18 protein-coding genes are annotated in these 19,136 nt (G+C 64.1%); 11 read left to right on the top strand and 7 right to left on the bottom strand.

Going from position 1 to position 19,136, the window contains the following annotated elements; genetic code table 11:
• Nucleotides 1–86: 86 nt before the first annotated feature.
• From ftsY to dapF, 3 genes are all read right to left on the bottom strand, one after another.
• Nucleotides 87–1,169, bottom strand: a complete 1,083-nt coding sequence (gene ftsY, locus ACP15D_RS12005; RefSeq protein WP_424957726.1) for a signal recognition particle-docking protein FtsY — start codon at nucleotides 1,167–1,169, stop codon at nucleotides 87–89.
• Nucleotides 1,166–2,422 carry a tRNA (N(6)-L-threonylcarbamoyladenosine(37)-C(2))-methylthiotransferase MtaB gene (gene mtaB, locus ACP15D_RS12010; protein WP_424957727.1) on the bottom strand — a complete coding sequence of 419 codons (1,257 nt, stop codon included), beginning with the start codon at nucleotides 2,420–2,422 and terminating at the stop codon, nucleotides 1,166–1,168. Before mtaB ends, ftsY begins: the two co-directional genes overlap by 4 nt.
• A 134-nt stretch (nucleotides 2,423–2,556) precedes the next feature.
• Nucleotides 2,557–3,423 carry a diaminopimelate epimerase gene (dapF, locus tag ACP15D_RS12015; RefSeq protein ID WP_424957728.1) on the bottom strand — a complete coding sequence of 289 codons (867 nt, stop codon included), beginning with the start codon at nucleotides 3,421–3,423 and terminating at the stop codon, nucleotides 2,557–2,559.
• Between the two features lie 54 nt (nucleotides 3,424–3,477).
• Here dapF and ACP15D_RS12020 point away from each other — a divergent pair, with 54 nt between their 5' ends.
• The 6 genes from ACP15D_RS12020 to ACP15D_RS12045 all read left to right on the top strand — a co-directional run bounded on the left by ACP15D_RS12020 (nucleotide 3,478) and on the right by ACP15D_RS12045 (nucleotide 8,916).
• Nucleotides 3,478–4,629 carry a PQQ-dependent sugar dehydrogenase gene (locus ACP15D_RS12020; protein ID WP_424957729.1) on the top strand — a complete coding sequence of 384 codons (1,152 nt, stop codon included), beginning with the start codon at nucleotides 3,478–3,480 and terminating at the stop codon, nucleotides 4,627–4,629.
• Between the two features lie 571 nt (nucleotides 4,630–5,200).
• Nucleotides 5,201–6,781, top strand: a complete 1,581-nt coding sequence (ffh, locus tag ACP15D_RS12025; RefSeq protein WP_424957730.1) for a signal recognition particle protein — start codon at nucleotides 5,201–5,203, stop codon at nucleotides 6,779–6,781.
• Between the two features lie 46 nt (nucleotides 6,782–6,827).
• Nucleotides 6,828–7,208: a 30S ribosomal protein S16 gene (gene rpsP, locus ACP15D_RS12030; RefSeq protein WP_424957731.1), complete on the top strand. Its 381-nt coding sequence runs from the start codon at nucleotides 6,828–6,830 to the stop codon at nucleotides 7,206–7,208.
• A gap of 105 nt (nucleotides 7,209–7,313) precedes the next feature.
• Nucleotides 7,314–7,673 carry a hypothetical protein gene (locus ACP15D_RS12035; protein WP_424957732.1) on the top strand — a complete coding sequence of 120 codons (360 nt, stop codon included), beginning with the start codon at nucleotides 7,314–7,316 and terminating at the stop codon, nucleotides 7,671–7,673.
• Between the two features lie 18 nt (nucleotides 7,674–7,691).
• On the top strand, nucleotides 7,692–8,246 hold the full coding sequence (gene rimM, locus ACP15D_RS12040; RefSeq protein WP_424957733.1) for a ribosome maturation factor RimM: 555 nt from the start codon (nucleotides 7,692–7,694) through the stop codon (nucleotides 8,244–8,246).
• A 133-nt stretch (nucleotides 8,247–8,379) separates the two neighbouring features.
• Nucleotides 8,380–8,916, top strand: coding sequence for a hypothetical protein (locus ACP15D_RS12045; protein WP_424957734.1), 537 nt, complete (start codon nucleotides 8,380–8,382; stop codon nucleotides 8,914–8,916).
• Nucleotides 8,917–8,942: 26 nt separating this feature from the next.
• Here the strand turns inward: ACP15D_RS12045 and ACP15D_RS12050 are convergent, their stop codons facing one another.
• Nucleotides 8,943–10,223: an FAD-dependent monooxygenase gene (locus ACP15D_RS12050; protein WP_424957735.1), complete on the bottom strand. Its 1,281-nt coding sequence runs from the start codon at nucleotides 10,221–10,223 to the stop codon at nucleotides 8,943–8,945.
• A 111-nt stretch (nucleotides 10,224–10,334) separates the two neighbouring features.
• Between ACP15D_RS12050 and tesB the strand changes: the two genes are divergently transcribed.
• The 3 genes from tesB to ACP15D_RS12065 all read left to right on the top strand — a co-directional run bounded on the left by tesB (nucleotide 10,335) and on the right by ACP15D_RS12065 (nucleotide 13,187).
• Nucleotides 10,335–11,234 carry an acyl-CoA thioesterase II gene (tesB, locus tag ACP15D_RS12055; RefSeq protein ID WP_424957736.1) on the top strand — a complete coding sequence of 300 codons (900 nt, stop codon included), beginning with the start codon at nucleotides 10,335–10,337 and terminating at the stop codon, nucleotides 11,232–11,234.
• A gap of 240 nt (nucleotides 11,235–11,474) precedes the next feature.
• Nucleotides 11,475–11,813 carry a P-II family nitrogen regulator gene (locus ACP15D_RS12060; protein WP_072371748.1) on the top strand — a complete coding sequence of 113 codons (339 nt, stop codon included), beginning with the start codon at nucleotides 11,475–11,477 and terminating at the stop codon, nucleotides 11,811–11,813.
• A gap of 60 nt (nucleotides 11,814–11,873) precedes the next feature.
• Nucleotides 11,874–13,187, top strand: coding sequence for an ammonium transporter (locus tag ACP15D_RS12065; RefSeq protein ID WP_424957737.1), 1,314 nt, complete (start codon nucleotides 11,874–11,876; stop codon nucleotides 13,185–13,187).
• Nucleotides 13,188–13,393: 206 nt separating this feature from the next.
• Here the strand turns inward: ACP15D_RS12065 and ACP15D_RS12070 are convergent, their stop codons facing one another.
• Nucleotides 13,394–13,942: a L,D-transpeptidase family protein gene (locus ACP15D_RS12070; RefSeq protein ID WP_424957738.1), complete on the bottom strand. Its 549-nt coding sequence runs from the start codon at nucleotides 13,940–13,942 to the stop codon at nucleotides 13,394–13,396.
• Nucleotides 13,943–14,052: 110 nt separating this feature from the next.
• Here ACP15D_RS12070 and ACP15D_RS12075 point away from each other — a divergent pair, with 110 nt between their 5' ends.
• Both ACP15D_RS12075 and ACP15D_RS12080 read left to right on the top strand, forming a co-directional pair.
• On the top strand, nucleotides 14,053–14,739 hold the full coding sequence (locus tag ACP15D_RS12075; RefSeq protein WP_424957739.1) for a response regulator transcription factor: 687 nt from the start codon (nucleotides 14,053–14,055) through the stop codon (nucleotides 14,737–14,739).
• A gap of 184 nt (nucleotides 14,740–14,923) precedes the next feature.
• Complete coding sequence (locus tag ACP15D_RS12080) at nucleotides 14,924–15,430, top strand: Crp/Fnr family transcriptional regulator (protein ID WP_424957740.1); 507 nt, start codon at nucleotides 14,924–14,926, stop codon at nucleotides 15,428–15,430.
• Between the two features lie 300 nt (nucleotides 15,431–15,730).
• Here ACP15D_RS12080 and ACP15D_RS12085 read toward each other — a convergent pair whose 3' ends face one another.
• Together ACP15D_RS12085 and ACP15D_RS12090 are read right to left on the bottom strand one after the other, a co-directional pair.
• The gene (locus tag ACP15D_RS12085) at nucleotides 15,731–16,483 is read right to left on the bottom strand and encodes a LolA family protein (RefSeq protein WP_424957741.1); all 753 of its coding nucleotides are present in this window, start codon (nucleotides 16,481–16,483) and stop codon (nucleotides 15,731–15,733) included.
• 136 nt (nucleotides 16,484–16,619) lie between these two features.
• Entirely contained in the window at nucleotides 16,620–19,130 is a 2,511-nt protein-coding gene (locus tag ACP15D_RS12090) for a DNA translocase FtsK 4TM domain-containing protein (RefSeq protein ID WP_424957742.1), read from the bottom strand.
• Nucleotides 19,131–19,136 lie beyond the last annotated feature (6 nt).

Below are 19,136 nucleotides of genomic sequence, written 5' to 3' on the forward strand. Positions count from 1 at the left end.
CTTCAGCGCATTCATCTGCCGCAGATCACCTGTTCCACTTAAGGTTTTCTATTCGCAAGCTATTTAGGTTGCCCATGCCGCTACGGCTAGCTCCCTGCGATGGCTTGAGCAAACTCGCCCGCGTCGAACGGCTGCAAGTCGTCTACGCTTTCGCCCACGCCAATGGCATGCACCGGGAGCTTATGCTTGGCCGAGATGGCGACCAGGATGCCGCCCCGCGCCGTGCCGTCGAGCTTGGTCATGACCAGCCCCGTGACACCCGCGCGCTCGCGGAACACGTCGACCTGCGACAGCGCATTCTGGCCCGTGGTCGCATCAAGGACGAGCAGAACGTCGTGCGGAGCGGTCGCGTCAATCTTGCGCAGAACCCGCACCACCTTCGACAGCTCCTCCATCAGGCCTTCCTTGTTCTGCAGTCGGCCAGCCGTGTCGACGAGGAGGATATCGACCCCTGCATCCTTTGCGCGCGAGAATGCGTCGTAGACAAGGCCGGCGGCATCGGCGCCCGTCGACCCCGAGACGACCTCGGCGCCAGTTCGCTCGCCCCAGATGCGCAATTGTTCGATGGCTGCGGCGCGGAATGTATCGCCCGCGGCAAGCATCACTTTCTTGCCTTCGGCGCGGAACTGCGCGGCGAGCTTGCCGATCGTCGTCGTCTTGCCCGTGCCGTTGACGCCCACCATCAAGATGACGTGCGGCTTGTGCGCACCGTCGATCACCAGCGGCTTGGCCACCGGTCCCAGCACGTCCTCGACCTCTGTCTTGAGAACCGCGCGCACGTCGTCGGCGCTGATGTCCTTCTCGAAGCGACCCTTGCGCAGGGTCGTAATGATCTTCTCGGCGGTTGCGACACCAAGGTCGGCTTCGATCAGCAGATCTTCCAGGTCATCGAGCGTCGCCGCTTCCAGCTTCTTCTTCGTGAAGAGACCGGTGATGCCGTCCGTCAGCTTTGCGGATGTCTTGCCGAGGCCCTGCTTCAGCCGGCTGAACCAGCTCGTTTTCGCGGGCGCAGCTTCTTCCGGCGCAGTCGGCGCCGCGGGATCGTCCACCGTCTGCGGAGCGGCGGCTTCTGCCGCGGCAGGCGTCTCCGTCTCTACAGCCGGTTGATCATCTGCGGCCCGCCTGCCGCCCCACAGCCGACTGAATGCGCCTTGCACTTTCCCGCTCACGCCACGACCTCGCCCGACAACCGTTGCCCGTCGTGTCCGCTCACCCGCGCGCGCACCATCGCCCCCGCAGCGACGTCGACCGGCAGGCGCATCTCTGCGAACTGGCGCGTGCGTCCAAGGCCGCTCTTTTCGATGAGGAGTTCCACCTCCGACCCCGCCTGCCTATCGAGGAATGCCGCCAAGGCGGTCGCCCCTTTCGCCCGCAGCCGCGCCGCTCGCTCCTTGACGACCGGACGATCGACCTGAGGCATGCGCGCGGCCGGTGTACCCTTGCGCGGCGAATAGGGAAACACGTGCAAATACGTCAGCTCGCACGCATCGACGATGCTCAGCGAGTTCTCGAACATCTCTTCCGTCTCGGTGGGGAAGCCCGCAATGAGGTCGGCGCCGAACACGGTGTCGGGCCTGAGCCGGCGCACCTCGGCGCAGAACTTTTCGCTGTCGCCCCGGCTGTGACGCCGCTTCATGCGCTTCAGGATCATATCGTCGCCGGCCTGCATCGACAGGTGCAGATGTGGCATCAATCGCTCTTCTTCCGCGATGGCTCGCATCAGGTGCTCGTCCGTCTCTACCTGATCGATAGACGACAACCGCAACCGCTCCAGCTCCGGCACGTGCTTAAGCACTTGCCGCACGAGCATGCCGAGCGACGGAGAACCGGGAAGGTCTGCGCCGTAAGCGGTGATGTCGACGCCCGTCAGCACCACCTCGCGGCAACCGCCTTCGGCGAGACGACGGATCTGCACCACCACTTCGCCCGCGGGCACTGAGCGCGAAGGTCCGCGTCCGAAAGGAATGATGCAGAAGGTGCAGCGATGATCGCACCCGTTCTGCACCTGTACGTAAGCCCGCGTCCGCGAGCCGAACCCATCGATCAGGTGGCCGGCCGTCTCGCGCACGCTCATGATGTCGTCGACCTGCACGCGCTCGCAATCGTCGGTCGAGAGGCCGAGGAACGTCTCTGCCTTCATCTTTTCGGCGTTGCCGATTACGTGGTCGACCTCATCGAGCGCTGCAAAGCGCTCAGGCTCGGTCTGCGCCGCGCAGCCCGTCACGATGATGCGCGCGGAGGGATTCTCACGCCGCAGCTTGCGGATTGTCTGGGTGGCCTGGCGAACGGCTTCTGCCGTAACCGCGCACGTGTTGACGACGATTGCATCGTTGAGCCCGGCCGCCGCGGCATTCCGGCGGATCACCTCGGACTCGTAGGTGTTGAGTCGGCAGCCGAGCGTTATGACTTGAGGGTCGGCCATCTCTACTCAGGTTGCCTCGGTTGAAACTGCTGCGCGGTGGTCGTTGAAGCCGATCCGCGCATGAGGAGCCTGAGGCAACGGGATATTCGGCAAGTTAACGTCAGGGCGGTCATACCGGACAACTTTGTCGTTCGCTAGACAGGTGCGCGCGACAGAGTATCTGCACTGATCGTCCCCTCAAACTCCAGCTCTGCCGGGCCGCGCATCATGATGTGGTCGTTTTCGGCCCATTCGATGTAGAGGGTACCACCCGGCAGCTCGACTGCAACTTGGCGATCGGTAAGGCCCTTGCGCGCCGCAGCAATTGCCGCAGCGCAGGCCGCTGTGCCGCAGGCCCGCGTCAATCCAGCCCCGCGCTCCCACGTCCTTAATTTAAGGCTATTGGGCCCCGTCACCTGTGCCAGCGAAATGTTTGCCCGTTCAGGAAAGATCGGGTGGTTCTCCAACAGCGGCCCGAAGCGTCCGAGATCGTGCGCGTTTACGTCGTCGACCCAGAAGATCGCATGCGGATTGCCCACATTCACCACCGACGGCGTATGCAGCACCGGCGCATCGATCGGGCCGATTTGCAGCTCGATGCCCGTCGTATCCTCGAACGGCTCGGCGAGCGGAATATCGCTCCAGCCGAAGCGCGGTTTGCCCATGTCGATGGTGATGCTGTCGGCGCTGTCGACTTTGGCCTTCAAAAGTCCGGCGCTCGTTTCGACGCTCACCTCGTCGCGTCCGCTCTCTTCCGCCGCGATGAGGGCAATGCAACGCGTTGCGTTCCCGCACGCGCTCACCTCCGACCCATCCGCATTGAAGATGCGCATGAAGAGGTCCGCCTTTTTTGACGGCTCCATGACAATGATCTGATCGCAGCCGATCCCGCCGTTGCGGTCGCCGATGCGGCGCACCTCGTCCGCGCCGAGCGCCAGCGCCTTCTCGCGCGCGTCGAGCACGACGAAATCGTTGCCAAGGCCGTTCATCTTACGGAATGGAATGCTGGCGGTATCGCTCATGCGCTCATATATGGCCCAGAGGTGAGAAAAGACAATCGAGTGGAGAACGGGCTGATGACCACCCCGCGTTTGGGCACTTTGTCGGCGTTTCTGATGACAGCGCTCCTTTTCGGAGCTGAGCCAGCCGCCGCGGTGATGACCGACGCACCCAAGCCCGCCCAACCCAGCAAGTTCAACGTCGAGACCTTCGCGGAGGGACTCGAGCACCCTTGGGGCATGCAGTTCCTGCCTGATGGACGCCTTCTCGTCACCGAGCGCCCAGGCCGCATGCGCCTCATTTCCAAGGAGGGCAAGCTCTCGCCACCCGTCGGCGGCGTGCCCGAGGTGGCAGCTGTTGGTCAGGGCGGCCTGCTCGACGTCCTGCTCGCACCGGACTTCGCCTCGAGCGGCGTCATCTATTTCTCGTACGGCGAGCCGCGCGAGGACGGCAAGAACGCCACCTCCGTCGCCCGCGCCAAGCTCGTCTTCGATGGCGACACGGCGAAGCTCGAGGACGTCAAAGTCATCTTCCGCCAGCAGCCAGCCATTTCGAGTGGCCACCACTTCGGCTCGCGTCTCGTCTGGGCCAAGGACGGCACGCTCTTCATCACCACGGGCGAGCGCAACAAGCTTCGAGCCGAGGCGCAGAACCCCGCTAACGATATCGGCAAGGTCATCCGCATCAATGCCGATGGCTCCATCCCCGATGACAATCCCAAACTCCCCGGCTGGTCGCCCGAGGTCTGGTCGATCGGCCACCGCAACATTCAGGGCGCGGCCATCCGCCCCGACAATGGCAAGCTCTATACGGTCGAGCACGGCGCCCGCGGCGGCGATGAACTGAACCACCCGGAAGCCGGCAAGAACTACGGCTGGCCCATCATCACCTATGGCATCGACTATTCGGGCCTGCCGATCGGGGAGGGCTCTGAGAAAGAGGGCATGGAGCCCGCGGTCTATTATTGGGTCCCCTCGATCGCCACCTCGGGCCTCGCGTTCTACAACGGCGACCTGTTCCCCGAATGGAAGGGCAACGCCTTCGTCGGCGGCCTGGCCGGCACGCAGCTGCACCGTCTCGTCTTCGATGGCGATGATGTTATCGCCGCCGAGCCGCTGCTGCGCGAGAAGGTGAAGCGCATCCGCGACGTGCGCCAAGGCCCCGACGGCGCCCTCTGGCTCCTCACCGACGACGACGGCGAGGTGCTTCGTCTGACGCCGCCAAAATAGCGGGTTGAGACAACATGCGCCCGCGGGTAAGGGAACCTTGGCGGATGGTTGCGACTTGAGGATAATCGCGGGAGCTGACCCCGCGGCTTATCGAAAGACCACCTATGAGCGACGCTGCCAGCTCTCCAGTTCCGATATCCCGCGCCAGTCGCAGGCTGCTACAACTCTCGTTGGTCACGCCCCGTCCGTGTCGCTGCTGCGGTGGCTGCATCTGTCTCACCCGCGCCGAGCGCAAATCCCTGCGGCGGGTGACGAAAATCGCCCGCCAGTGGCGCCGCCGTGTGCGCCGCGAGGCCAAGGAAGCCGCCCAGGCACGGGCCGAGCAGCAGAATTTGGGCGGGATTTCCCGCTAGACGCGCCCCAGGTTGACAGAAACGGCCCCCCGAGGGCATTGTCCGCCCCAATCACGACGGCCCTGACTTCAGAGCCGCCGCCCTGTGCGCTCTCGCCATGTCGAGGGAATGATGCAGGGGGGTCAACATCCGCCAGCGCGTTGCGCCCGCGGATGCCATTTTCGTTTGGGCCAACGGATCTCCCCCGGAGATCCTGCACCCGCTGGTGAAGGACGAGCATGTTCCAATCGCTGTCAGACCGCCTGTCGGGCATTCTCGACAAGCTGACGCGCCGCGGTGCTCTCACCGAGAGCGACGTCGCCGAGGCGATGCGCGAGGTGCGCCGCGCCCTGCTCGAAGCCGACGTGGCCCTCGATGTCGTGCGCGACTTCATCGAGAAGGTGAAGGCGAAGGCGATTGGCCAGGAGGTTCTGCGCTCCGTCACGCCGGGCCAGATGGTCGTCAAGATCGTCAACGACGAGCTCGTCGCCATGCTGGGTTCGGAGAACTCGGCCATCGACCTGCACGCCGCGCCTCCGGTGGCGATCATGATGGTGGGCCTGCAGGGCTCCGGTAAAACCACCACCACCGCGAAGATCGCCAAGCGCCTCACCGATCGCGACAAGAAAAAAGTGCTGATGGCCTCGCTCGATACGCGGCGCCCCGCAGCACAGGAGCAGCTCCGCATTCTCGGCGAGCAGACCGGCGTCGATACGCTGCCGATCGTTGCTGGTCAGACGCCGCAGCAGATTGCCAAGCGCGCGCTCGATGCGGGCAGGCTCGGCGGCTACGACGTCGTCATGCTCGACACGGCGGGCCGCATCCATATCGACGAAGAGCTGATGCGCGAATCCGCGGAGGTGCGCGACATCGCCACCCCGCACGAAACGCTGCTCGTTGCTGACAGCCTCACCGGCCAGGACGCCGTCAACGTTGCCAAGTCGTTCGACGAGCGCGTCGGCATCACCGGCATCGTTTTGACGCGTGCCGACGGCGATGCCCGCGGTGGCGCTGCGCTCTCCATGCGCGCCGTCACCGGCAAGCCGATCAAGCTGCTCGGCGTCGGCGAGAAGTGGGACGAGCTCGAAGACTTCCATCCCTCGCGCGTCGCCTCACGCATTCTCGGCATGGGCGACGTCGTCAGCCTCGTCGAGAAGGCCGCCCAGACCATCGACGCCGAGAAGGCGACGAAGATCGCCGAGAAGATGAAGAAGGGCATCTTCGATCTCGACGACATGGCCGAGCAGCTGAAGCAGATGCAGCGCATCGGCGGCATGTCCGGTGTGCTCGGCATGCTGCCCGGCATGGGCAAGATCAAGAACCAGATTGCCGAGGCCAACCTCGACGACAGCATCCTCAAGCGCCAGCACGCCATCATCACCTCGATGACGCCGCATGAGCGTCGCAACCCGAAGGTGCTCGACGCCAAGCGCAAGCGCCGCATCGCGGCCGGCTCGGGCACCAAGGTCGAGGACGTCAACAAGCTCGTCAAAATGCACCGCCAGATGGCGGACATGATGAAGTCGCTCGGCAAGAACCGCGGCATGCTCAACCGCCTCGTCGGCGGCGGCGGTCGCGGTGCCGGTCCGAGCGAAGCCGAGATGGCCGCCATGCAGGAAGAGCTGGGGCGGCTCGATCCTAAGGCGCTCGAGCAGCTTCCGCAGGAGCTGCGCGACGCGATCCCCAAAGGCGGTGGTCTGCCGAAGGGACTGCCTGGCCTCACCGGCGGCATTCCAAGGCTCCCCGGGTTGGGGGGCGGCCTCCCCGGCCTCGGCGGCGGCCTACCGAAATTCCCTGGTCTCCCGGGAAAGAAAAAGTAGCTCTCAACACCAACACATCGAAACAACACACGAAGGAAAGAACGCAATGTCCGTCAAGATTCGCCTCGCCCGCGGTGGCGCCAAGAAGCGCCCCTACTACTACGTCGTCGTCGCTCACGGCACCTCGCCGCGCGATGGCCGCTACATCGAGCAGGTCGGCACCTTCAACCCGATGCTCAAGAAGGACGACGAGAACCGCGTGAAGCTGAACCTCGACCGCTGCAAGCATTGGCTCTCGGTCGGTGCGCAGCCGACGGATCGCGTTGCTCGCTTCCTCGATGCCGCCGGTCTGATGAAGCGCACGGCCTCGAACAACCCCGCCAAGGCCAAGCCGAAGAAGAAGCGCCTGGAGCGCGAGGCTGCACAGGCCGAGAAGGCCGCCAAGGCCGCCGAAGCTGCTGCCGCCGCTGCTGCCTCGGCCGAGTAAGGCTCGCGCGCATTCACCTGCGCGTGCCGATAACGCCATGTTCAACCTTGGCGTGCAACATCTCCCCGGCGAGGCATCAGCGCCTCGCCGAGGGGGATGGCAGGTATGCTTGAGAACGGCCTCTACGCGCTTCGCTTTGCAGCTTCGCTCAATGGCGAGCCCGAGGAAGGCCGTGGCCTCGCCGTACTGCGTGACGGCAAGGTGCTGGGCTCCGATCCGATGGGCGCGGTGTTCTCCGGCACCTACGAGTTCGACGCCAGGCGCAACCTCAACAAGGTTCGCCTGCAGCTCGAAATACCCGCCGGCGGCATCCTCATCACCGGCTTCACCGCAGGTCCCGAAGGCGCCAGTCTCGACGTAGTCGGCGCTTTCGCCGATGCTTCCGGCGATGGCTCCGCGTTTCTGCAGATCGACGGGGCTCCCCTCGGCGTGCAGATCAGGTACCTTGGCCCGCCGCCAACCTAGATGAATCCCACGGCCCTGATGACCGACCAAAGACAGCGCGTTCTGCTCGGCCGCATCGTCACCGTGCACGGCATTCGGGGTGATGTCGTCATTGACAGCCACACCGGCGAGCCGGCCGACATCGGTGCCTACGGCCCCTTGCAGTCCGCGGACGGCGCGAAGGAATTCAAGCTCAAGGTCCTGCGCGTCACACCAAAGGGCGTCGTTGCCCACATCGCCGGAGTCGACGACCGCAATGGTGCTGAAGCGCTGCGCGGCACCGACCTCTACGCGCACCGTGACAGCCTGCCCGCCGCTGCAGAAGGCGAGTACTATTACGCCGATCTCGAAGGCCTTCGCGTCGACAACGAAGCCGGCGAGGCGCTCGGCACGGTCATCGCGGTTCAAAACTACGGCGCCGGCGACCTGCTTGAAGTGAAGCTCGCCGGAGAGCGCGGCACCGAGCTCATACCCTTCACGGATGCGTACGTCCCCACCGTCGACATCCCCGGCGGCCGCGTCGTCGTGATCATGCCCGTCTCGACCGACGACGAGGACGATGAGGGCGCGCCGGACGAGGCCGAGCCGGCCTGAACTCCATTCGCCCTGTCGGCGAACGGTGCGACAACTTTACCGAGTGACGCGACATTCAGCCGAAGCGCCCTCTGGCGGCAGGCCTCGTTACCATCCTAATATCGCGGCCATCGCCGCCAGAGATGGAGAGACCATGGCGCACGCGACGCATGAGGGACCAGCCGAGGTCCGTCGACATGGCAGTACTGATGCGGTCAGCAATCCGCTGCTAGCCAGGCTGCCCGTTGCGCTCACCACTCCCTGGGCATGGTTCGCCGCCTTCAGCGCCGCCAGTTTTCTCATCAACAATCAGATGCTTTTTGATTCCAGGTACGCCGAGCTTGCCGCTCACGGCTTCATCGGCGCCTGTGCCGTTCTCGCCGGCAAGTTCGCCGTCGGTCGCATCCGCCACTTGGTAACTTGGTTTGGCCCGCATCGGTATGCCAACGGCGTCGTTGCCTCGGCCACCATCATCGTTGCAGTGCTTGGCTCGCTCATCGGCTTTCAAGCAGCGACGCTTTACACGCGAGAGATGGTCAGCTCTGGAGCCAACCGACTTGCAACGATGCAGCGTCAGAGGGAATGGCTGAAGGAAAAGACCAAGACCAATCTCATCCGGCCTGATCATCCCTACCACTTGGGCATCCCCAAGTATCAGTACATAAATCTATCTTCGCCGCCCGCGCGCTGAGACCTGATCGCCAGTAGTGCCAGCGCCTACACCCGCTCGCCCTTGAGCAGGCGCGGCAGCTCTCCCGTAAGGCCTGCCGCCTCGGCGACGAAGAAGCGCTTCAGCGCGGGCACGCGGTCGACGATACCAAGCCCTGCTTCGCGCACCGAGCGCAGCAGCGTCACGTCGTTGCCGAACAGCCGGTTGATTGCATCGAACGTGCCGGCTGAGATCGCCGAGTCGAAACGGCGCCAGCGCTCATAGCGCTTCAGCCCTTCCGCGTTGCCGGCACCAAATCCGCAGCGCACGCTCTCCGCCACCATCTCCGTCAGCGCCGCGACATCGCGCAGGGCGAGGTTTAGTCCCTGACCGGCAATCGGATGCACGCCATGTGCTGCATCGCCGACCAGGGCAAAACGCGGGCCTACGTAGCGACGTGCAAGGTGCAGCTCCAGCGGCCACGACTGCCGCGGCCCCGCTAGGCTCACACGCCCGAGCTTGCCACCGAAACGCTTCTCCACCTCGGCGAGAAAGCCGGCATCGTCGAGCGACATGATGCGTTTTGCTTCACGTGAATCCTCGGTCCACGTGATGCATGATCGGTTGCCGGTGAGCGGCAGGATGGCGAATGGCCCGCCGGGAAGAAAGTGCTGCACCGCGCGCGCGCCGTGCGGCCGGTCGTGCTGCACGGTGGTGACGATACCCGTTTGAGGATAGCTCCAGCCGATCACCTTGATGTCGGCAGCTTCGCGTAGAGCCGAGCGGCGCCCGTCGGCCGCAACGACCAGCGCCGCCATGATCTCACCTCCGTCAGCAAGGGTAAGCCGCGCACCCCCATCTTCGGCGACGAACCCGTTCGCCTCCGCGGGCGCCAGCAGCGTGATCCCGCTTCGCGCCGCCGCTGCGCTGCGTAGAGCCCGCCACAGGGGTTCAACCGGCAGGATATGCGTCGCCGCCTCCCCGGCATCGGTCACGTTGTCGTAGGCGAGCAGCACCGGCCGGACGCCGGCTTCGAGAGCCGAATCGGTGATGTCGATGCCATCGACCGGCTGCGCCTCGGCGGCGACCTGCCCCCACACGCCGATCGCGTCCAGCAGATGGCGTGAGGCGGCCGACAGCGCGAACGCCCTCGCGTCCGGGCGGGGCTCTGCCGTCGCCACGCGATCGATGATGGCGATTTTGAACTCGGGCCCGAGCGCATCGGCGAGCGCTGAGGCCAGAGCTAGTCCGGCGAAGCTCGCCCCTGAAATCGCGACATCGAAGCTGAGGGCCGGTTGCGCCCCGTCTTGTCGCGCCCCGTCTTGTCGCGCCGTGTCTCGTTGCGCCATGTCTCGTCCGGAAGTCTGGGGCTAAGGTGCGGTGATTAGGGGCAGAAGTGGCACCTATCCTACGCCAGCATCCCTACACCCGCCACCATCTGAAGATTCCAGCGAGGCCCCATGCCGAACGATGACGCGGCGCCGCAAAGCGCGCTCCACGACCTCCTCAGGACGCTCGACCTCGAACCCATCGAGGACAACCTCTTCCTCGGCCCGCGCGGCATAGAGGGCTGGCAGCGTGTCTTCGGGGGGCAGGTGCTCGGGCAATCGCTGGTGGCCGCGGCACGCACCGTAGAGCCCGGCCGGCTGATGCACTCCCTGCACGGCTACTTCCTGCTCGCCGGCGATCCCGCGCGTCCAATCCTCTACGATGTCGAGCGCATCCGCGACGGCGGCAGCTTCACCACCCGGCGGGTTAAGGCGATTCAGCACGGCCGCCCCATCTTCTCGATGAGCAGCTCGTTTCACAAGGCCGAGCCGGGTTTCGAGCACCAGGCCCCGATGCCCGATTTGCCCCCACCGGAGGCCCTTCCCAACCCCAAGGACGTCATCGACCAGCACATCGATGCACTGCCGCCAGCCATGCGTAGCTACTGGAGCCGCGAGCGCCCCATCGAGATGCGCGCCCCCGACCTGTCGCGTTATCTCACTCGCGAGAAGAAGCCGCCCGCCCAGAGCATCTGGATCAGGGCCAACGGCACGCTCCCCGATGATCCGGTCATTCATCAGGCAGTTCTCGCCTATGCCTCTGATTTCACCCTTCTCGACACCGCGCTGATCGCGCACGGCAAGCTGCTGTTCGACGCCGACGTGCAACTCGCCAGCCTCGACCACGGCATCTGGTATCACCGCCCGTTCCGGGCCGACGAATGGATGCTTTACGTCCAGGACAGCCCCAGTGCCTTCGGCGCACGCGGGTTCTGCCGCGGCAGCATCTACGCCCGCGACGGTCAGCTCGTTGCCTCCGTGGTCCAGGAAGGACTCATGCGGCAGCGCACGTCAGCATTTGTGCCCAATTGATGAGCAGTCGACACCATTTGCCTAATTGATACGCAGTTAGCGGGTGCAAAACCGCAGGTCGCCTGAAAACGCGGCAGACTTTTTCGTGCGAATCCAACTGGTTGCTCAAGCATCACCAACTTGGCACGCGTCTTGACTCCGTTTTCAACGGTCAAGGGTCCGGTCAACGGCCAATTCGACCAGAACCAAGACGAAATGTTCGCTGCAGCAGCGGTGAATGCGTCAGGGAGAGGGACACGCATGAAGTTGATCACGGCAATCATCAAACCCTTCAAGCTCGAGGAGGTTCGCACTGCGCTGACCGACCTTGGTCTCCAGGGAATGACGGTCACAGAAGTCAAAGGCTACGGACGCCAGAAGGGGCACACCGAGATCTATCGCGGCGCTGAGTACGCCGTGAGCTTTCTTCCAAAGATCAAGGTGGAGGTGGTTGTTCCGTCGGCTCAAGTCGACAAGGCGCTGGAGGCGATCCAACGCGCTGCCAAGACTGGCCAGATCGGCGACGGCAAGATCTTCGTTTCACCCATCGAGCACACCGTACGCATCCGCACCGGCGAGGCAGACGATAACGCGCTTTGAGCGGGCTCCGTCGTTTAGGGCGCAGTCCAAGTACTACAGGAAGGGAAGGGGAGTTTCAGGATGAACTTCAACGGACTAAAAAGACTGGCAGTGTCCGCTTCGGCGGCAGCTGCACTCTACGCAGGATCAACGTTGCCCTCATTGGCACAGGATGCTGCTCCCACGCTGAACTCGGGCGACACGGCGTGGATGCTCACTTCGACTGTTCTCGTCATCTTGATGACGGTCCCTGGCCTCGCGCTCTTCTATGGCGGCATGGTCCGCAAGAAGAACGTGCTGTCCGTTCTTGCTGCAACGTTCGCCACCTTCTGCCTTCTGACGGTTCTCTGGTTCGTCGCCGGTTACTCGCTCGCCTTCACGGACGGCGGTGCCAACAATGCCTACATCGGCGGCCTCTCCAAGGCCCTGTTTGCCGGTGTCACGCCTGCGAGCCTTTCGGGTACCATCCCCGAGTTGGTCTTCGCCTGCTTCCAGCTGACCTTCGCTGCGATCACTCCGGCGCTCATCATTGGCGCTGTCGTTGATCGTATGAAGTTCTCCGCGCTGCTGATCTTCATGGCCGCGTGGATGTTCGTCGTCTACGTCCCGGTCGCGCACTGGGTATGGGGCGGTGGCTTCCTTGCTTCTGACGGCGTTCTCGACTTCGCCGGCGGCACGGTCGTTCACATCAACGCCGGTATTGCTGGTCTCGTCGCGTGCATCATCCTTGGTCGTCGCCAGGGTTACGGCACCGAGAGCCTCGCGCCCTACAACATCGTCTACACGCTGATCGGCGCCTCGCTTCTGTGGGTGGGCTGGTTCGGCTTCAACGTCGGTTCGGCCCTCTCGGCTGGCACCGGCGCTGCTGTCGCAATGACCACCACCCAGCTCGCAACCGCCGCTGCCGCGCTCGCTTGGATGTTCTCTGAGTGGCTCGTGCACGGTAAGCCGACCCTGCTCGGAATGGCCTCAGGCGCCGTCGCTGGCCTCGTCGCCATCACCCCGGCTTGCGGCTTCGTCGATCCCAAGGGTGCCATCGTTATCGGCATCGCTGCCGGCGTCATCTGCTACATCTTCTCGACCGGTGTGAAGAAGGCCCTCGGTTACGACGACAGCCTCGACGTCTTCGGTGTCCACGGCATCGGCGGCATCGTCGGCGCCATCCTGACGGGTGTCTTCGCTGCGGAGGCTTACGGCGGCAAGGTCGGTCTGCTTGAAGGCAACTTCGCGCAGGTTCCGATCCAGATCTACGGCGTCATCGCCACCGTCGTCTGGTCGGCCGTTGCCACTGCCGTGATCCTCTTCATCCTGAAGTTCACGATCGGCATTCGCGTCAGCGAGTCTGCCGAGGTCGAAGGCCTCGACGTCGCGCTGCATGGCGAGTCCATCCAGTAGTCACTCCTGCGGGACGCGAGGCTTAACCCCCTTGCGTCCCGTGTCTTCTCCCGAGCGTGCGCCTTCCCCTAGGCGTGCTCTAAACTCGGCCCGGTGCCACTGGCATTCCGGGCCGTTTTTTGTTTGTGCGTCTTGGCGCGCGACAAGGCCCGCGGCCGCTCACTGCGCCGCCACTCAATCATCACGTTGAAAATAGCAATCGCGCTTCAGGCCATGATCTGGATCTTGGCGCCGCGCCGCAACGCCGACATCAGTCGCCGTAGATGCTGCCGCTCAAGCGCGACGCACCCCTCGGTCGGTTTCATGCCTGGCGACGCCACATGCATGAAGATCGCGCTGCCGCGCCCGGCGATGCGCGGTCTGTCGTTACAGCCGAGCACAACGATGAGATCGTAAAGGCGATCCTGTCGCCACAAATGCTCTGCGCTCTGAGGGTAAGGATGACGAACATACCGGTTGTAGTTCCGATCGCCGACGGCATCGCACCAGCCATCCTTGGGGCGTATCGCCGAGACATGCAGCGGCAACCGAGGGCGGCCGCCCCGGTCGGCCCGGTAAAACGCCTCTCGCAACGCGAATTCTCCGATCGGCGTCGCCCCGTCGCCTTCGCGTTTGAGCGCAATTCGCCCGCTGCGCCCTAGGACGCATGGGAAGCTCAGAGTGCCGTACGTCAGCACACCGCGCGTCGACCGGGCCGAAAGGCTCCTCACGACGATTTTAGCACCTGTTGAGGGTGTCCTGCCCTGCGTCTTCATTGGAGCTTCCCGGCGCGCGTGCTATTCGCATCCCTCAGATAAAGCCGTCGTGGGCCGTAGCCAACTGTCTGCGGCTTCACGGTTATGTCCGTGCCGGAGCGAAGAACAAGATGAGCAATGCCCGACGCGTCCTGATCGTCGATGACGACGAGGAATTGCGCGAAACTCTGAAAGATCAACTCATTCTCCACGACGAGTTTGAGGTGGAGACGGCGGGGCTCGCCACCAAGGGCATGGAGCACGCGCGTTCGGATCACTTTGATCTCGTCATCTTCGACGTCTCCTTGCCCGATATGGATGGCCGCGAAGCTGTGCGTCACCTGCGCAAGTCCGGTTTCAAGACGCCCATCATCATGCTCACGGGCAATGTATCTGACGCCGACCAGATCCTCGGGCTTGACGCAGGGGCCAACGACTACGTCACCAAGCCATTCAAGTTCGCCGTGCTTCTCGCCCGCATTAGAGCGCAACTGCGTCAGCATGAGCAGAGCGAGGATGCCGTCTTTGCCATCGGACCTTACACCTTCAAGCCTGCCTCCAAACTTCTGATCACCGACAAGGGCACGAAGATCCGTCTCACCGAGAAAGAGACCTCGATCCTCAAATATCTCTACCGCTCGGGCGATAAGGTGGTCTCCCGCGACACGCTGCTGCATGAGGTCTGGGGCTACAACGCAGGCGTCACCACCCACACGCTGGAGACGCATATTTATCGCCTGCGTCAGAAGATCGAAAAGGACCCATCGAGCGCCGAGCTGCTCGTCACCGAGACCGGCGGCTACCGTCTGGTCCCCTGACGCTTTTCCACAGCGCATCTGGATATCGTGTGGACATTGCGGGCCCCTGTTGTGCGCTGGTCATAGCCCATCAGGCCGAATCGCATGAGTTTGCGAGCACTTGCTGGTGCCCGGCATAGCTTCATCGAATGTGGACCAGCTGGTGACAAGTTCGCCGCCGCGAACGCGGACGCCATGCGAGAGGATGCGCTTGGAGCTCTTCGCCGGACACTTGGCCGTGTTGCCGCTCTTTCGCGGACTGACACCGCTGCAGCTCGCGGGCATCGCCCGTCATGCTGAGCGCGTCTCCTACACGCCCGGCGCAACGATCACTGAAGAGAACGCAACGGCTGATGCAGCGATTGTGATCATCGGCGGCAACGCCGTACGTGTCAGCGGACCCGAACTCGCCCAGAGGTCGGAGCCCATTCCGCCGGGATCCCTGTTGGGCGAGGCCGCAATGCTCGTCGAGACCACTTATGGTTCGACCGTCGTCGCCCGCACCAAGGTCCGCGCAGTCCACCTCACCCGCGATGCCATGCACCAGCAGATGTTGGAGGACCCCGACTTGGCGGGGCGCATAGCCCAGAACCTCGCCAAGCGGCTAAGCAACGTCGCTGAGATATTGAAGCGGGCCGACGCCCACCTTTCGGGCGCAAAGCCCCAGCCGACCCGCGCATCGGCGCGCCTGCCGCTCCAGGCCGCCAGTTGAGGAGAGGCTGAACACCTTTTGGGCAAGAAAAAACGCCCAACCCCGGGGGGAGGGGTTGGGCGTCGAGAGCGCTTTCGCGCGCGGTGCCGGGAGGGAAGCCGGCACCTCAGGCGATGTCTTTCGGCTAGACGGGGGGCACTACCGATACAGGGTGACACCGCCTGACTGCATTGAGTTAAGCGCAAAGGGCTGAAGTTCAATAGAGCCGGGGGCCGCTGATCACAAAAATGTTACCAGCCCCGCCTGGGTTTTCCCCAGCCAGCTGTTGCCAAGAGCCCGAACAGCCACAGTGGGCGGTGTTCAGGGCATCGTCATGGGGCGGCCGAGCGACTGAATCTTGAACAAGGCGGCATCCAGCTCGGCGCTCTTGGTGAGGTCGGAGACCTGTACCCGGGTGTCGAGCCCCTGGGCATCCTTGGTAACCCACTCCTTAAGTTCCAAGGCGGGTTTGGTCGAAAGGAACAGCTTAATCTGGCCCGGGGTATTTGGGTCCTTGTCGACCAGCCCGACCACCAGCAGGTCGTCGGATTGCTGCACCTCCATGATCCGCGCGTCACGGACGAGATCGACGTCCTTACGCAGGAGAAGGCGGAACGGCGTGTCGTCGAGAGCGACCCGATCCTCGTTGTTGAGGTCGAAATCCTGGATAGCGAGGTAATGCCCGTCTGAGACGACGACCTGTCGCGATGGCCGCGCATAGTCGAAGCGGAAGCGACCCGGACGCATCAGATAGAACTTGCCGCGCATGCGCTTATTGTCGGCACCCGTCTGCACGAAGTTGCCCTGCAAGGTGTCGAGGTTGCTGAAGTAGTCCGACACCTTATGGACGAGGTCGGCTTGCTGCGGATTGAGATTGAGACCCTCGCCAGCCTTCGCGGGGGCGACTTCCGCGCTCCACGCAGAACTAGAACCGGGGGACGGCGGCGGGCTCGCGGGAGCCGGGGCCGGTACGTTGAGAGGCTTGGAAGAGTCCTCGCCCGCAGCGCTCGCCGGCCCTGCCAGCAAGCACATGGATGCCATCGCCGCGATTGCGATTGCTCTCAACTCGTGCATGGACCCCCGACGTCTCCCGAATCGTCCCGAACTCAGCCTTGATAGGATATCCGCGAGCGCGCGAAAACTCCCGCCAGCGCTCATCGCCGAACATTGCGTCTAGATGTAGGCGCAGCGAGCATCCGTGGAGGATATACTACCCTGCTGCGGCTGCCCGGACACCCTCTCTGCCGGCGGCCAGGATCTCGCGCTTGCCGGTGCTCCCCGCGGCGCTGATCAGGCCTTCCTGCTCCATGCGCTCGATAAGGTCGGCGGCGCGGTTGTATCCGATCGACAGACGCCGCTGGATGTAGCTCGTCGACGCCTTGCGATCCCGCAGCACGATGGCGACGGCCATGTCGTAGAGGTCGTCCTCGCTTGTGGCACGCGCGTCCGCACCCGGACCGTCCGACGCGGGCGGCGTATCGGTGATTCCGTCGATGTATTCCGGCGCGCCCTGCTTGCGCAGTGCCTCCGCGATCCGCTCGACTTCCTCGTCGGAAACGAACGGGCCGTGCGCACGGATAATCTGCCCCATGCCCAGCGAATAGAGCATGTCGCCCTGGCCCAACAGCTGCTCGGCGCCCTGCTCGTTGAGGATTGTGCGGCTGTCGATCTTCGAAGCAACCTTGAAGCTGATGCGCGCCGGGAAGTTCGCCTTGATGGTGCCGGTGACGATATCGACCGACGGCCGCTGCGTCGCCATGATGAGGTGGATGCCGGCCGCGCGCGCCATCTGCGCCAGCCGCTGCACGGCCGCCTCGATCTCCTTGCCGGCGACGATCATCAGATCCGCGAACTCATCGACCACCACCACGATGAACGGCATCGTCTCGGCAGCCATTTCCTGCTCAGCGTAGACGGCAGCGCCCGTTGCCTCGTCGAAGCCCGTCTGCACCGTGCGCGTCAGTTGCTCGCCGCGGCTCTGCGCTTTCTTCACGCGGGCGTTGAACGCCTCGATGTTGCGTACTGACAGCGCCGCCATGCGCTTGTAGCGCTCTTCCATCTCGCCAACGACCCAGTTGAGGGCCGCGACGGCCTTGTGCGGATCGGTCACGACAGGCGTCAGAAGGTGCGGAATGCCGTTGTAGACCGACAGCTCCAGCATCTTTGGATCGATCATCAAAAGGCGGCAGTCTTCAGGTGAGCGCCGATAGAGCAGCGACAGGATCATCGCGTTGATGCCCACCGACTTGCCCGAGCCGGTAGTGCCGGCGACGAGCAGATGCGGCATCCGCGCGAGGTCGGCAACAATCGGCTCGCCGCCGATCGACTTGCCGAGCGCCATCGGCAGCGCCGCGTCGGAAGCGGTGAATGCGTTGGCTTCAAAAATGTCGCGCAGATACACGGTCTCGCGCCGCACGTTCGGCAGCTCGATTCCGATCACGTTGCGGCCGGGCACGATGGCAGCGCGCGCCGACGTCACGCTCAGCGAGCGCGCAATGTCTTCAGCTAGCGCCACGACGCGTGAGGACTTGGTGCCGCGCGCGGGTTCCAGCTCAAACAGCGTTACGACCGGACCCGGGCGGATCTCGCGTACTTCACCCTTGATGGAGAAGTCGGCCAGAACCTCTTCGAGCAAGCGCGCGGTGCCACGCAGCACCGACTGCGTAAACGTCGGAGTGTTCTTAGAGGCCGGCCTGCGCAGGAGGTTCATCGACGGGGCGCGATAAGCTGGCGCCACGCGTGCCTGGGCAATGCCTCCAAGCATAGTGGAGCGCTTCGCCTTGCCGCCACGCTTGGCAGCTTCTGGCGCAACCTCGATGATTTGCGGCTCGCCATCGGGTGAGCGCTTGGCGTTGGCCGGAGCAAAGCGGCGCGCAATCGCGCGGCTCTCTGCATCGGTGCTGTCGTCGAATTCTGCATCGTGGCCGCCGGGGATGTCACCGCCAGCACCTGCGGCCCGGCGTGCAACCACGGCATCGGCGAACGCGGCTTGCACATTTTGCGGCCGCTCGAACGTAGCCGGCCCCGGAAGGAACGGCTCGCGACGCGGCGCACTGCGTTTAGGCTCGCTCGGAACGGTGTAGCGAATGGGTTCGGTGACGCTGTCGGCCGGCTCGAAAGTGACCTGCGCTCTGGCGAAATATTCGCCCATCCATTCGGGGATCAGTGGACCACGGCGGCGCGACAGGCGCCGGCTGCGTTCCACGAGCCGCATGATGTCGTCGCGCTCGAGGCCGAGGCTATAGCCCAGCATGCCGAAGCCGCACAGGAAGTAGGCCAAGCCAGCGAGAGGCAGCATGCTCTCTGCGCCCACGGCGTCGAATAGCGTTGCTGTCAGCCTCTGCACCCAGTCGCCGACGATGCCGCCGAAGCTATGGCCGAACGGCCACCCGGCCGATAATGGCACCGCGGCGAACCCGCCTGCGAGCAGCAATACAGCCAGAGGAAAGAGGCTTGTCTTCTTGCGGTTGGCAGAAAGGCGCTCGGCGAGCATCAGCTCCAGCCCCCAGAACATGGGAGCGAGCAGAACGAACACGCCTGCAAAACCTAATGTGTTGAGAAGCACGTCGGCAAAGATCGCGCCGGCCGAGCCAAGCGCGTTGGTTGCCGCTCCATCAGCAGCGTGCGTCAGGCTGGGATCCGCTTGCGACCAGGTGAGCAGGCTGGCCCAGGCCGCACCTACTGACACCAGGAGCGCGAGCCCACCGGCACGGATTGACAATCCAAT

Origin of the sequence: Hyphomicrobium sp. 1Nfss2.1 (assembly GCF_965243865.1) — a bacterium.
GTDB lineage: Bacteria > Pseudomonadota > Alphaproteobacteria > Rhizobiales > Hyphomicrobiaceae > Hyphomicrobium_A.